This window comes from Arsenicicoccus sp. oral taxon 190 (assembly GCF_001189535.1).
Lineage (GTDB): Bacteria > Actinomycetota > Actinomycetes > Actinomycetales > Dermatophilaceae > Arsenicicoccus.
Genome location: NZ_CP012070.1, coordinates 2,170,657 through 2,184,296, shown reverse-complemented (window position 1 = coordinate 2,184,296; position 13,640 = coordinate 2,170,657). Strand labels below are relative to the sequence as shown.

General features: G+C 74.4%; 11 protein-coding genes. 3 read left to right on the top strand and 8 right to left on the bottom strand.

Annotated features, from left to right (window positions below; translation table 11 throughout):
- Positions 1 to 87: 87 nt before the first annotated feature.
- Complete coding sequence (locus tag ADJ73_RS10170) at positions 88 to 1,218, top strand: glycosyltransferase family 2 protein (protein ID WP_082176905.1); 1,131 nt, start codon at positions 88 to 90, stop codon at positions 1,216 to 1,218.
- Here ADJ73_RS10170 and ADJ73_RS10165 read toward each other — a convergent pair.
- The 8 genes from ADJ73_RS10165 to ADJ73_RS10130 form a co-directional block, all read right to left on the bottom strand.
- Entirely contained in the window at positions 1,187 to 1,879 is a 693-nt protein-coding gene (locus ADJ73_RS10165) for a class I SAM-dependent methyltransferase (RefSeq protein WP_050348172.1), read from the bottom strand. The two genes, ADJ73_RS10170 and ADJ73_RS10165, sit on opposite strands and share 32 nt — an antisense overlap.
- Positions 1,880 to 2,010: 131 nt before the next feature.
- A complete protein-coding gene (locus tag ADJ73_RS10160) occupies positions 2,011 to 3,303 on the bottom strand; it encodes a glutamate-5-semialdehyde dehydrogenase (protein WP_050348171.1) in 1,293 nt (430 codons plus the stop codon).
- Positions 3,304 to 3,419: 116 nt separating this feature from the next.
- Positions 3,420 to 4,553 (bottom strand): glutamate 5-kinase, encoded by a 1,134-nt coding sequence (gene proB, locus ADJ73_RS10155; RefSeq protein WP_050348170.1) that lies wholly within the window; start codon positions 4,551 to 4,553, stop codon positions 3,420 to 3,422.
- Positions 4,554 to 4,559: 6 nt separating this feature from the next.
- The gene (gene obgE / locus ADJ73_RS10150) at positions 4,560 to 6,083 is read right to left on the bottom strand and encodes a GTPase ObgE (RefSeq protein ID WP_050348169.1); all 1,524 of its coding nucleotides are present in this window, start codon (positions 6,081 to 6,083) and stop codon (positions 4,560 to 4,562) included.
- Between the two features lie 151 nt (positions 6,084 to 6,234).
- Positions 6,235 to 6,489: a 50S ribosomal protein L27 gene (gene rpmA, locus ADJ73_RS10145; protein WP_050348168.1), complete on the bottom strand. Its 255-nt coding sequence runs from the start codon at positions 6,487 to 6,489 to the stop codon at positions 6,235 to 6,237.
- A 46-nt stretch (positions 6,490 to 6,535) separates the two neighbouring features.
- Positions 6,536 to 6,844: a 50S ribosomal protein L21 gene (gene rplU / locus ADJ73_RS10140; RefSeq protein ID WP_050348167.1), complete on the bottom strand. Its 309-nt coding sequence runs from the start codon at positions 6,842 to 6,844 to the stop codon at positions 6,536 to 6,538.
- 192 nt (positions 6,845 to 7,036) lie between these two features.
- On the bottom strand, positions 7,037 to 10,273 hold the full coding sequence (locus ADJ73_RS10135; protein WP_082176904.1) for an Rne/Rng family ribonuclease: 3,237 nt from the start codon (positions 10,271 to 10,273) through the stop codon (positions 7,037 to 7,039).
- 349 nt (positions 10,274 to 10,622) lie between these two features.
- Positions 10,623 to 11,390: a TIGR03936 family radical SAM-associated protein gene (locus tag ADJ73_RS10130; protein WP_050348166.1), complete on the bottom strand. Its 768-nt coding sequence runs from the start codon at positions 11,388 to 11,390 to the stop codon at positions 10,623 to 10,625.
- A gap of 112 nt (positions 11,391 to 11,502) precedes the next feature.
- On the opposite strand from ADJ73_RS10130, the gene ADJ73_RS10125 reads away from it, so the two are divergent.
- A complete protein-coding gene (locus ADJ73_RS10125; protein ID WP_253272538.1) occupies positions 11,503 to 12,279 on the top strand; it encodes an ABC transporter ATP-binding protein in 777 nt (258 codons plus the stop codon).
- Complete coding sequence (locus tag ADJ73_RS10120) at positions 12,276 to 13,604, top strand: hypothetical protein (protein WP_050348165.1); 1,329 nt, start codon at positions 12,276 to 12,278, stop codon at positions 13,602 to 13,604. Before ADJ73_RS10125 ends, ADJ73_RS10120 begins: the two co-directional genes overlap by 4 nt.
- The last annotated feature ends 36 nt before the right edge of the window (positions 13,605 to 13,640 follow it).

Sequence of the window (13,640 nt, the reverse complement as noted above, 5' to 3'; positions counted from 1 at the left end):
CATACGGGCCGGACCCGCGCGACGACACAGGCGGCGCACCGGCGCCCCACAGCGTCGGCACCGCCCCAGGGTCCTAGTCTGGTCGGCATGGTCCCTGAGCTGTCCGTCGTGATCCCCATGTACAACGAGGAGCAGGTGCTGCCCCTGCTGGTGCAGCGGCTGCGCCCCGTGCTCGACGGTCTCGGCACCACCTATGAGGTCGTTGCGGTCGACGACGGCTCCAAGGACCAGACGGCCCTGCTGCTGCAGCGCTACCGCCGCGAGTGGGAGCAGCTGCGCGTGGTGCGGCTGCGCGCCAACTCCGGCCACCAGGCCGCGATCTCGGCGGGGCTGGTGACCGCGCACGGCGACTACGTCGTCACCCTGGACGCCGACCTGCAGGACCCCCCCGAGACCATCGAGGACATGCTGCGGGTGGCCCGGGAGGAAGGGGTCGACGTCGTCTACGGCGTCCGCGCGGACCGCTCCACCGACACCGTCTTCAAGCGCGAGACCGCCAAGGCGTTCTACTCCGTGCACTCCCGGCTCACCGGCATGGAGACCGCGGGCAACGCCGGCGACTTCCGGCTGATGTCGCGCGCCACGGTCGACGCGATCAACGCGCTGCCCGAGCACGGCCGGGTGCTGAGGTTCGTGGTGCCGGCGCTCAACTTCCCCTCCGCGAGCGTGTCCTACAAGCGCGAGGAGCGCGCCGCCGGCGAGTCGAAGTACCCCTTCATGAAGATGGTGATGCTGTCCGTCGACTCCATCATCGGCTTCAGCCTCAAGCCGCTGCGGCTCGCGACGTGGTTCGGCTTCGGCGGCTTCATCGCCTCGCTGCTGCTCATCGCGTATGCCGTGATCGGCCGCTTCACCGGGCACGCCATCGCGGGCTGGGCCTCCACCGTCGGGATGATCGCGCTGGTGGGCGGGCTGCAGCTGCTGTGCCTCGGCATCCTCGGGGAGTACCTCGGGCGGATGTACCAGCAGATGCAGGACCGCCCCACCTACTTCATCGCCTACGACTCCGCGCGGGACCACGACGAGCACAGGTTCGCGCTCCCCCGTCACGCCCGTATGGCGACCGGCCGCCCCGCGGGCGCGACGTCGGCGTCAGCACCGGCGTCGGCACCCGCGACTTCGCCTGCATCGCAATCGTCGACGGCGTCGTCAGCAGCGCCGCTGGACGAGCCGCTGGACGCGCCCTTCATCGACGGCGTGCCACCACGAATTCCGTGACGCCGGGCAGGTCCTTGATCGGCAGGTAGCGCTCGGCGGTGATGATCGAGCGCAGCGCCGCGTTGACCGCCCAGTGGGTGTCCTGCAGGTCGCTGCCCTGGCTCGTGCGGCGGCGCAGCGCGACGACGGGGCGGAGCAGGACGTTCCAGGCGAACCGGCGCTCGATGTCGAAACCGTTGCGCCGCAGCAGGTCCAACAGCTCCGGGCGCAGGTAGCGACGGACGTGGCCCACCGCCACGTCGTGGTCGGACCAGAGCTTGGGGTCCACCGGCACGGCGACGAGGAAGGGCGCCCCCGGCTTGAGCAGGCGGTGCGCCTCGCGCACGCAGGCGTCGTCGTCGACGAGGTGCTCGAGCAGGTCGAAGGCCATGACCAGGTCCAGCGACCCGGACTCCAGCGGCAGCTCGGTCGCGTCGGCGCGCATCACCGGGACCCGCCGGTCGGCGGCCGCGAGGGCCCCGTCCTGGGTGTACTCCAGCGCCACCGCCTGCCACCCGGCGTCGAGGAGGACCCGCGTGTTGCCGCCCCCCGCAGCCCCGATGTCCAGGGCGCGGCCGGGCGTCATACCGCTGATGAGCCTCCCCAGGATGTGCCGGCGCTCGCGGTACCACCAGTGCGCGTCCTCGAGCCTGGCCAGCTTGCAGACCTCGTGACCTTCCACCTGTGCACGTCCTCTCTCGACTCCGGTGCGCCCAACCTAGAGCAGACGGGCCGCGTCCGCCGACACGTCGAGGAGCAAGTCCAGGGGCAAGTGCAGGCGCACGTCAGGCCGCGGGGTGGCGGCCGGCCGGCTCAGGCGCGCACCTGGCCGTCGCCCTCGACGACCCACTTGGTGCTCGTGAGCTCCTGCAGAGCCATCGGCCCACGGGCGTGCAGCTTCTGCGTGGAGATGCCGATCTCCGCGCCGAACCCGAGCTCGGCGCCGTCGGTGAAGCGGGTGCTCGCGTTGACCATGACCGCCGCCGAGTCGACCTCGGTGACCCAGCGCCGGGCGGCGGCGCGGTCGGCGGTGACGATCGCGTCGGTGTGGCCGCTGGACCAGCGTCGGACGTGGTCGAGGGCCTCGTCGAGGCTGGGGACGACGCGCACGGCGAGGTCGAGGGAGAGGTACTCCGCGGCCCAGTCGTCGTCGGTCGCCTCCACCCACGTGGCGCCGGCGCGCTCGGTGACCTCGCGCAGCGACGGCTCGGCGTGGATCGTCACCCCGGCGGCCCCGAGAGCCCCGAGCAGCCGGGGCAGGGCCTGCGGCGCCACGTCCTGGTGCACGAGCAGCGACTCGGCGGCGTTGCACACGCTGGTGCGGTGCGTCTTGGCGTTGAGGACGATCCGCTCCGCCATCTCCAGGTCGGCCGCGGCGTCGACGTAGACGTGGCAGTTGCCCACGCCGGTCTCGATGGTCGGCACGGTGGACTCGGTGACGACGGTCTGGATGAGCCCCGCCCCGCCACGCGGGATGAGCAGGTCGACCTCGCCCCGGGCCGTCATCAGGGCACGCACGGCGTCGCGGCCGGGAGCGTCGAGCAGCTGCACGGCGTCCGGGGTGATGTCGAGGGTGGCGAGGGCTCGGCGCATCACCGCGACCAGGACCCGGTTGGTGTGCTCCGCCGCGCTGCCGCCGCGCAGGATGGCCGCGTTGCCGGACTTGAGGGCCAGACCCGCCGCGTCCACGGTGACGTTGGGCCGCGCCTCGTAGATCATCCCGACCACGCCCATCGGCACCCGCACCTGGCGGACCTGCAGGCCGGTCGGGGACGTGCTGCCGCGCACGACATCACCCACCGGGTCGGGCAGACCGGCGACGTCGCGCAGCCCCTGCGCCGCGGCCGCTACCCGGTCGGGGCCGAGCGTGAGCCGGTCGATGAGGTTGGGCCGCATCCCCGCGGCGGTCTCCCGCTCGACGTCGCGGCCGTTGGCCGCGACGATCTCGTCCGTGGCGTCGACCAGGGCGTCGGCCAGGGCCCGCAGCGCCTCGTCCTTGCGGCCTCGGGGCAGCAGCGCCAGCTCGCGCGCGGCGGCGCGGGCGCGGGTGGTCAGGGCGGTGACGAGCTCGCGGGCGGCGGGGTCGATGGGGTCGGTGGGCGGCATACGGCCATCCAACCGCACCGGACGAGGACCCGTCGCCCCGTCTCGGGGCCGCCCTGCCGGATGCGTCGGGCGCGCCGGCACGAGCCACCCCGGCGGAGGCGACCCTCCACGGCCGGTCAGAGCAGGGCGAGGTCGTCGCGGTGGATGACCACCCGGCGGTACTGCTCCCCCAGCTCGGCCCCCAGGTCCTGGGTGGACCGTCCGAGCATCGCGGGCAGCTCGGAGGACGCGTAGTTGACCAGGCCCCGCCCGACGACGTGGCCGTCCTCGGCGACCAGGTCGACGGCCTCGCCCTCGGCGAAGTGCCCGGACACGGCGAGGATCCCGGCGGGCAGCAACGAGGTCCGCCGGCGCACCACGGCGTCGACCGCACCGGCGTCGAGCACCAGCCGCCCCTGCGCCGCGGAGGCGTGCCGCAGCCACAGCAACCGGCCCCGGGGGCGCAGGTCGGGCGCGGCGAAGTAGGTGCCCACGTCCTCCCCCGCGAGCACCTCCGCCGCCCGCTCCGCGGACGTGACGATCGCCGGGATCCCGGCCCCCGTCGCGATCCGCGCCGCCTCGATCTTGGTGGTCATGCCCCCGGTGCCGACCTTGCTGGCGGACCCGGCGACGACGACGCCCTCGAGGTCGCGCTCGTCGCGCACCACCGGGATCCGTCGCGCCCCGGGCCGCGACGGCGGCCCGTCGTAGACCGCGTCCACGTCCGAGAGCAGCACCAGCGCGTCCGCCTTGACCAGGTGGGCGACCAGCGCTGCGAGGCGGTCGTTGTCCCCGAACCTGATCTCGTGGGTCGCCACGGAGTCGTTCTCGTTGACGACGGGCACGACCCCGAGGTGCAGCAGCCGGACCAGGGTCCGGCGGGCGTTGACGTAGTGGGAGCGGCGCGTGACGTCCATCTCGGTCAGCAGCACCTGCCCGACCCGCGCGCCGTGACGGGCAAAGGCAGCGGTGTATGCCGCCACCAGCGCCCCCTGCCCCACGGCCGCCGCGGCCTGCTGGGTGGCGAGGTCGCGGGGTCGCTTGGGCAACGAGAGCGGGTTGAGGCCGGCGGCGATGGCGCCGGAGGACACCAGCACCACCTGGCAGCCGTCGGCGCGCCGGGCCGCGAGGGCGTCCACGAGCCGCCCGATCGCACCCGGGTCCAGGTCACCGTCGCTGCCCGTGAGGGAGGACGAGCCGACCTTGACCACGAGGCGCCCGGCCGCCGTGATCGTGTCGTGGACCGGCCCCCGGCCGCCAGTGTGGCTCACGAGGCGTCAGTCCTCGTCGTGCAGCGTCGCCCAGTGGCCGGCGCGGCGCTCCGCGTCCAGCTCGGCGGCGGTGGCGCGGCGGGCGGCCTTGAGGTCCGCGAGCTCCTCGCGCTTCTCGGCGCGGGTGGGGCGGGGGGCGCCCTCGGCCTGCTCCAGCCGCAGGTCGGTGCCGCGTCGACCGAGCAGCTCGGCCCCGGAGGCCACCGTGGGCTCCCAGTCGAAGACGACGGCGTCGTCCTCGGCACCGATCACGACGGTGTCGCCCGCGACGGCCCCGACCTTGTAGAGCTCCTCCTCGACGCCCAGCCGCGCCAGCCGGTCGGCCAGGTAGCCGACGGCCTCGTCGTTGGTGAAGTCGGTCTGGCGCACCCAACGGGTCGGCCGCTCGCCGGCGACGCGGTAGAGCACGCCGTCCGAGGTGTTCTCCCGGCGGACGGTGAAGCCGGTGTCGTCCACGGCGCGCGGACGCAGCACGACGCGCTTGGGCTCGACCTGCTCGACCTCGCGCCGGGCGGCCTCCACGTGCCGGGCCAGGGCGAAGCCCAGCTCCTTGAGGCCGGTGCGGGCCACCGCCGACACGACGAAGACCTCGAGGCCCCGGGCCTCCAGGTCCGGCTTGACGAACTCCGCCAGCTCCTCCGCCTCGGGCACGTCGGCCTTGTTGAGCACGATGATGCGGGTGCGCTCGGTGAGCGGTCGGCCGCCGAGCGTCTCGTCGGGGACGTAGAGCGACAGCTCGCGCTCGATCGCCTCGAGGTCGGACATCGGGTCCCGCCCGGGCTCGAGGGTGGCGCAGTCGACGACGTGGACCAGCACGGAGCAGCGCTCCACGTGCCGCAGGAACTCCAGGCCGAGGCCCTTGCCCTCGTGGGCCCCCGGGATCAGCCCGGGCACGTCGGCGACGGTGTAGCGCGAGGACCCGGCGGTGACCACCCCGAGGTTGGGCACCAGCGTCGTGAAGGGGTAGTCCGCGATCTTGGGGCGGGCGCTGGACAGCACCGACACCAGGGAGGACTTGCCCGCCGAGGGGAACCCGATCAGCGCGACGTCGGCGAGCGTCTTGAGCTCGAGCACCACGTCGAGCTCGTCGCCCGGCTCCCCCAACAGCGCGAAGCCCGGCGCCTTGCGCCGGGTCGACGCCAGCGCCTTGTTGCCGAGGCCACCCCGCCCCCCGGCCGCGACGACGAACTCCTCGCCCTGGGTGACCAGGTCGGCCAGCAGCGCCCCGCGGCGGTCCTTGACGACCGTGCCCGCCGGCACGCCCAGCACCAGGTCCTCCCCGTCGGCGCCGTTGCGCTCACCGCCCTCGCCGGGCTTGCCGTTGCCGGCCTTGCGGTGCGGGCTGTGGTGGTAGTCGAGCAGCGTGGTCTTCTGCGGGTCGACCCGCAGCACCACCGAGCCGCCGCGGCCGCCGTTGCCGCCGTCGGGGCCGCCCAGCGGCTTGAACTTCTCGCGGTGCACCGACGCGACGCCGTGGCCGCCGTTGCCGGCCTGCACGTGCAGGGTCACGCGATCGACGAAGCTCGCCATGTGAAGGGGTCCTTCCGGGTGGGCGCCTGCGGGAGGCAGGGGCCACGATATCGGCATACGGCCTGGTGGCCTGTGGACAGACCGCGAGGGTGCAGGCCCGTGAGCCTGCACCCTCGCGTCAGTGGGTGAGCGGGCCCAGGGCCCGCGGTCGTCACTCTCCGGCGACGATGTTGACGACCTTGCGGCCGCGCTTGGTCCCGAACTCGACGGCGCCGGCGGACAGCGCGAAGAGCGTGTCGTCCTTGCCGCGGCCGACGTTGGCGCCGGGGTGGAAGTGCGTGCCGCGCTGGCGGACGATGATCTCGCCGGCGTTGACGAGCTGGCCGCCGAACCGCTTGACGCCGAGGCGCTGCGCGTTGGAGTCGCGACCGTTCTTGGAGCTGGAAGCACCCTTCTTGTGTGCCATGACTAAGCCTGCCTTCGTGTCTGCGTTAGCTGTGGGGCGATGAGGCTCAGGCCTCGATCGCGGTGACCTTGATCTGGGTGGTCGGCTGACGGTGACCCTGGCGCTTGCGGTAGCCCGTCTTGTTCTTGTACTTCATGATCGTGATCTTGGGGCCCTTGGTCGCCTTGACGACCTCGGCCGTGACCTTGACCTTGGCAAGCTTGGCCGCGTCACTGGTGACGGTGGAGCCGTCAACGAGCAGCAGGGGCTGGAGCTCGATGGACTCGCCGGGCTTGTCGTTCACCTTGTCGATGATGAGGACGTCGCCGACGGAGACCTTCTCCTGGCGCCCGCCTGCGCGAACAATCGCGTACACGTTGCAGACTCGCTCTCTGATGAGGGTGTGGAACCGGTGGCCGCTTCGGGGACCGGCCCCCGGTCGCGCCGGACACCTCGTCGAGGCAGCGCAGGGGACGGTGGACGCACCGACTCACCAGGGTATCCCGCGAGCAGCGGCCCGGCCAAATCCCCCAGGGATCCGACCGGGCCGTGCGGGCTGACCGTCAGGTCACTCGTCGTGCGGGCGGGGCGGCCCGGCGGGCGCCACGACCCGGCCCCGCCGGCGCCGCTTGGGCTGCTCGGTCGGCGCGGTCTCCTCGGTCAGCGGGATGGCCGGTATGACGACCGCCCGCTCGTCGTCGCTCTCCGACGCGTCCTGCTGCGGGGCGTCCTGCTGCGGGGCGTCCTGCTGCGGGGCGGCTGCCTCCGGGCCGAGCACCGAGGACATGGCCTCGTCGATGGCCTTGGCGACCTCGTCGGGGGTGGCCGGCGCTTCGTCCTCGACCACGGCCTTGGAGGCGGCCATGGCCGCGGCGTGCGCGGCGGCAGCGATCTGGGCCGGGGTGGGGCCGGACTCCTCAGCGGGCTGGCTCTGGGTGCCCGCGTGGTCGGCGTCGCGGCCCTGGGAGCCGTTGCCGCCACCGTTGCCGTTGCCGCCGCCGTTGCCGCCGCCGTTGCCACCCTTGCCGCGACGACCTCGACGGCCGCCGTTGTCGTGGGAGTGGTCGACGCCGGACTCGGTGCCCGGGGCGACCGGGGTGGAGCTGATGAGGATGCCGCGGCCGTTGCAGTGCTCGCAGGTGGTGGAGAACGACTCGATCAGGCCGGTCCCGACCCGCTTGCGGGTCATCTGGACCAGGCCCAGGGAGGTCACCTCGGCGACCTGGTGCTTGGTGCGGTCCCGACCGAGGCACTCCACGAGCCGGCGCACGACCAGGTCGCGGTTGGACTCGAGGACCATGTCGATGAAGTCGACGACGATGATGCCGCCGATGTCGCGCAGCCGCAGCTGGCGCACGATCTCCTCGGCCGCCTCGATGTTGTTCTTGGTGACGGTCTCCTCGAGGTTGCCGCCCTGGCCCACGAACTTGCCGGTGTTGACGTCGACGACCGTCATCGCCTCGGTCCGGTCGATGACCAGCGAGCCGCCGGAGGGCAGCCACACCTTGCGGTCCATGGCCTTGGCCAGCTGCTCGTCGATGCGGTGACCGGCGAAGACGTCCTTCTCGCCGGTCCACCGCTCGAGGCGGGAGGCGAGGTCGGGGGCCACGGACTCGACATACGACGACACCGTGTCCCAGACGGCGTCGCCCTGGACGACCAGCTGGGAGAAGTCCTCGTTGAAGACGTCGCGGACCACGCGGACGGTCAGGTCCGGCTCCCCGTGGAGCAGGGCGGGGGCGTGGGTGCTGCGGGCCTTGGCGCGGGTCTGGATCTCGTCCCAGGTCTTGGTGAGGCGGGCGACGTCGGCGCGCAGCTCCTCCTCGCTGGCGCCCTCCGCGGCGGTGCGCACGATGACGCCGGCGTCGGCGGGCATGACGTCCTTGAGGATCTTCTTCAGGCGCGAGCGCTCGGTGTCGGGCAGCTTGCGGCTGATGCCGGTCATGGAGCTGCCCGGCACGAAGACGAGGTAGCGACCCGGGAGGGAGATCTGCGACGTCAGCCGCGCCCCCTTGTGCCCGATCGGGTCCTTGGTCGCCTGGACGAGCACGGTGTCGCCGGACTTCAGGGCGTTCTCGATGCGCTTGGCCTGGCCGTTGTCGAGGCCGGCGGCGTCCCAGTTGACCTCACCGGCGTAGAGCACGGCGTTGCGGCCCTTGCCGATGTCGACGAACGCCGCCTCCATCGAGGGCAGGACGTTCTGGACGCGCCCGAGGTAGATGTTGCCGGCGATGGAGGTCGAGCTGGCGGACTGCTCGCGGGAGACGTAGTGCTCGACGAGGACGCCATCCTCGAGCACCGCGATCTGGGTGCGGTCACCCGAGTCGCGCACGACCATGGTGCGCTCGACGCTCTCGCGGCGCGCCAGGAATTCCGCCTCGGTGATGATCGTGCGACGCCGGCCGGCCTCGCGGCCCTCGCGGCGGCGCTGCTTCTTGGCCTCGAGGCGGGTCGAGCCCTTGATCCCGGTGGCCTCGCCGCGGCGGGACTCGCGGACCTTGGTCACGGTGCCGGGCGGGTCCTCGTCGCCACCGCCGGACCCCGAGCGGCGGCGCCGGCGACGGCGCCGGCTGGAGCTGCTGCCCTCGTCCGCGTCGTCCTGGGCGCCGTTGTCGTCGGAGTCGGCCTCGTCGGCGTCCCGGTCGTCGGAGTCGTCGGCGTCCGTGTCGCCGCCCTGGTCACGGCCGCCCTTGCGGCCACGGCGGCGACGCGAGCGACGCGAGCCGCCGGAGGTCTCCTCCTCCTGCCGGTCCTGCGGATCGGCATCGGAGTCAGCGTCCGCGTCGGTGTCGTCGTCCTCGGACGTGGCCTCGTCGGTCTGCTGGTCCGCGTCGTCGCCGCTGCGACGGCGGCCCTTGCCCCCGCGGCGGCGACGGCGGGACGAGCGGCCCTCGTCCTCGCCCGCCTCGGGGCGGTCCGCGTCGTCGGCGCCCGAGCCGGTGCCGGTGTCGCTGTCGCTGTCGAGGTCGGCGTCGAGGTCGTCTTCCTCGTCACGCTCGTCGTCGCGGCGGATGCTGGAGGGGTCGACGCTCGGGGAGGTCGCGCGGCGCGGGCGCCGGGAGGCGGTCGGCTCGGGGGCCTGGAAGAGGAGCCCGAACGGCGAGCCGCCCGCCTGCGGCGCCTCGTCGGCGGCGGGGGTGGCGGGGATGGTCGCGATGAGGTCGTTGAGCTGGTCGCTGTCGAGCACGGCCAGCGCCATGTCCGAGATCTCGTCGTCGCTCTCGTCGGCGTCGATCGCGGCGGCTGCGGCCGAGACCCGCAGCGCCTGGTCCGCGTCGGCGGCAGCGTCAGGGGCGGGGGCGTCGGCAGCGGGGGCGTCGGCAGCGGGGGCGTCGGCAGCGGACGCGTCGGCCTCCTCGCTGCCGGCCGGGGCGGGGGTGGTCGCCTTGGTGGTGGCGCGACGGGTGCGCTTGGCGGCCTTCTTGGCGGGGGCCTTCGCCGCGGTGGTCGTGGCGTCGCCACTCGCCGCGTCGGCGGCCTGCGGGGCCACGGCGGACACGGCAGCCGCCGCGGCCTGCGCGTCCTCGGCGTCGAGGTCGGCCGTGGGGGTGCCGACGAGGTCGTGGGCCTGGCCCGCCTCGGCGTCGACCGAGGTCGGCTGGGCGGGGGGCGTGGCGGCCTTGGCCGTCGCCTTGCGGGGGGCCCGCTTGGTGGTGGTGGCCTTGCGCGCCCGGGTGGCCCGCTTGGCCGGGGCGGTCGAGGTGTCCGGCGCGTCGGGGGCCGGCGTCGCCTCGGACGCTGCCGGGGTGTCGGTGCTGCCGCCGGCCTGCTCGTCGGCGGGGAAGGTGTCCTGGTCGGGTGCCATCGCGGCGGTCCCTTCTCGACCACGGGCCGCGTCCACCCGTGGCGCCGGGAGCGCCTCGCCGCCGCGTGGTGCGGTCGTCGTCGTCGACGAGGCGGGTGCCCCGACGACGGAAGTCGTCTGCTACACCGGTCGGCTCGCGCCAGGCGCGTCACTCGTCCGGTGCCGGCGGCACTGCACGACAGGACCGGTGTCCCGGGCGAGGCGGGCGACCGGGTGGTCACCTCGCTGCAGCTCGCCACGGAGTCGTCGCTGCGATGTCGTCGGGTCGGCGGCGCGGAGTGGACGCGCCGTGACCTCGGCCAGTATCGCACAGCGCGGCCGCGCCCCCCTGGCGCCGCGCCATCGTGCGTCAGCGCAGCGGGTCGGCGATCCGGCGGGTCTCCTCCTCCAGCGGCCCCTGCACCAGCCTGGTCATGAGGGGGGTCACGTCCGGCAGCCCCTCACCCGTGACCCGCAGGGCGGCCACCACGTCGTCCGGTCGCACCGCGGGAGTCGTATGCCGCACGACCGCCCGCAGCAGCACCGCCCCCTCGCTCGTGGTGACGCCGGCCTCGCGGGCCCGCGCGACACCGGGCTCGACGCCGAGCTCGAGCACGGCCGACCGGACGTCGAAGGTGCGGTTGCCGCTCTTCGTCATACGGCTGATCTCCACCGAGCCGGCCGCGAGGAAGGCCGACACGGTGCGCTCGACCCGGGCTGCCTCGTCGGCGGGGAGGGCGCGCAGCTCGACGAGCCACTCGGAGGCCTGCAGCCGGTCGGCCAGCGAGCCGGGCAGCGCGTCCGCCGCGTCCAGCACGTCGATGCCGTCGGGCAGCGCCTCGTCCAGGGCGCGCGCGACCTCGGCCGGGTCGAGGCGCTCGGTGAGCGCGATCTCGAAGTACTCCGCCTCGGAGGCGGTCCCGGTGGGCGCGGCGTTGGCATAGCTGATCTTGGGGTGCGGGTGGAATCCCGCGGAGTAGGCCATCGGCACCCCGGCGCGGCGCAGCGCCCGCTCGAGGGCGCGCTGGAAGTCGCGGGAGGAGGAGAAGCGCAGCCGACCGCGCTTGGCGTAGCGCAGCCGGATCTTCTGGACCGCCGGGGGCGGAGGGGGGCCTTCGGGGGTGCGCTGACGAGCCATGGGGCCCAAGGGTAGGGGAATCCCGGGGGCGCCCCGTAGGCCGCCGGTATGACCCCGACCGGCTCCCGTGGTCGGATGTGCGCGACGTCGCGGCCCGCGCACCATCGACGCCATGGAGAAGATCACGTCACCGCACCCCGGGTCGGTCGCCACGCAGGGCGCCCGACCGATGCCCTCGCTCGTCGCCGAACACCTCGTCAAGTCCTACTCCCCCGGCCGCCAGGACGTGCCGCCCGCGCTGGCCGGCGTGGACCTGGCCGTGTGGCCGGGGTCCACGGTCGCCATCATGGGGCCGTCCGGCTCCGGCAAGACCACCCTGCTGCACCTGCTGGCGGGCGTGGTGCGCCCCACCTCCGGCACCGTGTCCTGGCAGGGCCGGGACCTGTCCTCGCTGGGGGACGCAGCCCGGAGTCGGCTGCGGCGCAGCGACTTCGGCTTCGTCTTCCAGTCCGGTCAGCTGCTGCCGGAGCTGCCCGCCGTCGAGAACGTCGCGCTCCCGCTGATGCTCGCCGGCACGTCCCGGCGCGAGGCCGAGTCACGGGCCGCCGGGTGGTTCGGGCCGCTGGGCCTGCAGGGTCTGGAGCGCCGCCGCCCGGGCGAGCTGTCCGGCGGCCAGGCGCAGCGCGTCGCGATCGCGCGAGCCCTCGTCGGGTCGCCGGGGGTCGTCTTCGCCGACGAGCCCACCGGCGCGCTCGACCAGCACACCGGTCACGAGGTCATGGACCTGCTGACCCGGGCGTGCGCCGCGCAGGGGGCGGCGCTGGTCGTCGTCACCCACGACGCCGCCGTCGCCGGCTGGTGCCAGCGGGTCGTCCGGCTGCGCGACGGCCGGGTCGAGAGCGACCAGGCCCGGGACACCGAGGTGCACGGCGCCGAGGTGACCCGATGAGGGGCGCGGAGGTCGTATGGCGCCTGGCCCGCCTGCTCGCCGCCGGACGCCGCGAGACCGACCACCTCAGCGGCCTGCTGTCGGTGGTCGCGTTCGCCGTAGCCACGGCGTCGCTGCTGGTCACGGCCGGTGGGCTGCAGGCCTTCGTCGAGCGCGGGCAGCGCGCCGGTGCCCACCAGCAGGACCCCGGCGGCACCTACGTCGCCCTGGCGCTGCTGGCCACCGCGCTGCTCGTCGTGCCCATCCTCACCCTGGGAGGCGTCGCCGCCCGGCTGGCCCTGGCCCGGCGCGACCAACGCCTCGCCGCGCTGCGCCTGGCCGGCGCGACCTCCGGCCAGGTCACGGCCCTGACCTTGCTCGAGGCCGCGACCCAGGCCACCGTCGGGGCGCTGATCGGCGTGGTCGGCTACCTCCTCGCGCTCGTCCCGGTGGGGCTGCTGCGCTTCGAGGGCGCCCCCCTCGGCGCCGGGTCGCTGTGGCTCGGCCTCGGCACGGTGGCGGGGGTGGTGCTCGGCATCGTCGCGCTGGCGGTGGCAGCGGCCACCTCCACGCTGCTGCGGGTCGTCGTGACGCCGCTCGGGGTGACCGCCCGGACCACGCCGCGGGCCCAGTCGGTGCTGCGTCTCGTGCTCGGGCTCGGGCTGGGGGTGGCGTGGGTGCTCGGCTTCAAGGAGATCGGCGAGGCCGGCCCGGCCGTGGGGATCCTGATGCTCGTGGCCGTGGTGGCCGCGGTCAACGTGATGGGCCCGTGGTGCGTCCAGCTCGCCGCGCGGATCGCCGCTCGGCTGGCGCGGCGTCCCACCACCCTGCTCGCCGCCCGGCGCATCCAGGACGACCCCAAGACCACCTGGCGCTCCGTGGGGGCCCTCAGCCTGGGCGTGCTGGTCGCGGCGCTGGGTGGCGCGATGGCCGCAGCCATGAAGGCGCACCCCAGCCCGGAGACCCCGCACCTCGCCACCGACCTCGTCACCGGCTGCGCCGTCGCCCTGACCATCCTGGCGCTGGTCGCCGCCACCACGAGCGGGGTCGTGCACGCCACGGCCGTCTACGACCAGCGCGAGACGCTGCGGGCCCAGTCGCTGGCCGGCACCACCCTCGGCCAGCTGCGCGCCGTCCGCCGCCGCGAGGTGACCCTCCCCCTCGGCGTCGGGGTGACCGTCGCGACGCTGCAGGGACTGCTGCTGCTGGTGCCGGTCGCCGCCTCGACCCTCAACGCGGGGGCGTTCGGGCTGCTCGGCGCCTCGGTCGTCGGGTCGTTCGTCGTGGCGCTGGCCGCGGTGCGGGCGAGCGACGGGCTGGTCCGGCAGGCGGTCGACACGCGCTGAGACGCCCCCGGGCGCTGGCCTGCCGGCGGGGCGGGG

Coding starts and splice junctions, on each gene's coding strand:
- ADJ73_RS10135 (WP_082176904.1), bottom strand. CDS start 10,273: ATGGCACCCGACCAGGACACCTTCCCCGCCGACGAGCAGGCCGGCGGC.
- rpmA (WP_050348168.1), bottom strand. CDS start 6,489: ATGGCACACAAGAAGGGTGCTTCCAGCTCCAAGAACGGTCGCGACTCC.
- obgE (WP_050348169.1), bottom strand. CDS start 6,083: ATGGCGAGCTTCGTCGATCGCGTGACCCTGCACGTGCAGGCCGGCAAC.
- ADJ73_RS10125 (WP_253272538.1), top strand. CDS start 11,503: ATGGAGAAGATCACGTCACCGCACCCCGGGTCGGTCGCCACGCAGGGC.
- ADJ73_RS10160 (WP_050348171.1), bottom strand. CDS start 3,303: ATGCCGCCCACCGACCCCATCGACCCCGCCGCCCGCGAGCTCGTCACC.
- ADJ73_RS10130 (WP_050348166.1), bottom strand. CDS start 11,390: ATGGCTCGTCAGCGCACCCCCGAAGGCCCCCCTCCGCCCCCGGCGGTC.
- ADJ73_RS10120 (WP_050348165.1), top strand. CDS start 12,276: ATGAGGGGCGCGGAGGTCGTATGGCGCCTGGCCCGCCTGCTCGCCGCC.
- ADJ73_RS10170 (WP_082176905.1), top strand. CDS start 88: ATGGTCCCTGAGCTGTCCGTCGTGATCCCCATGTACAACGAGGAGCAG.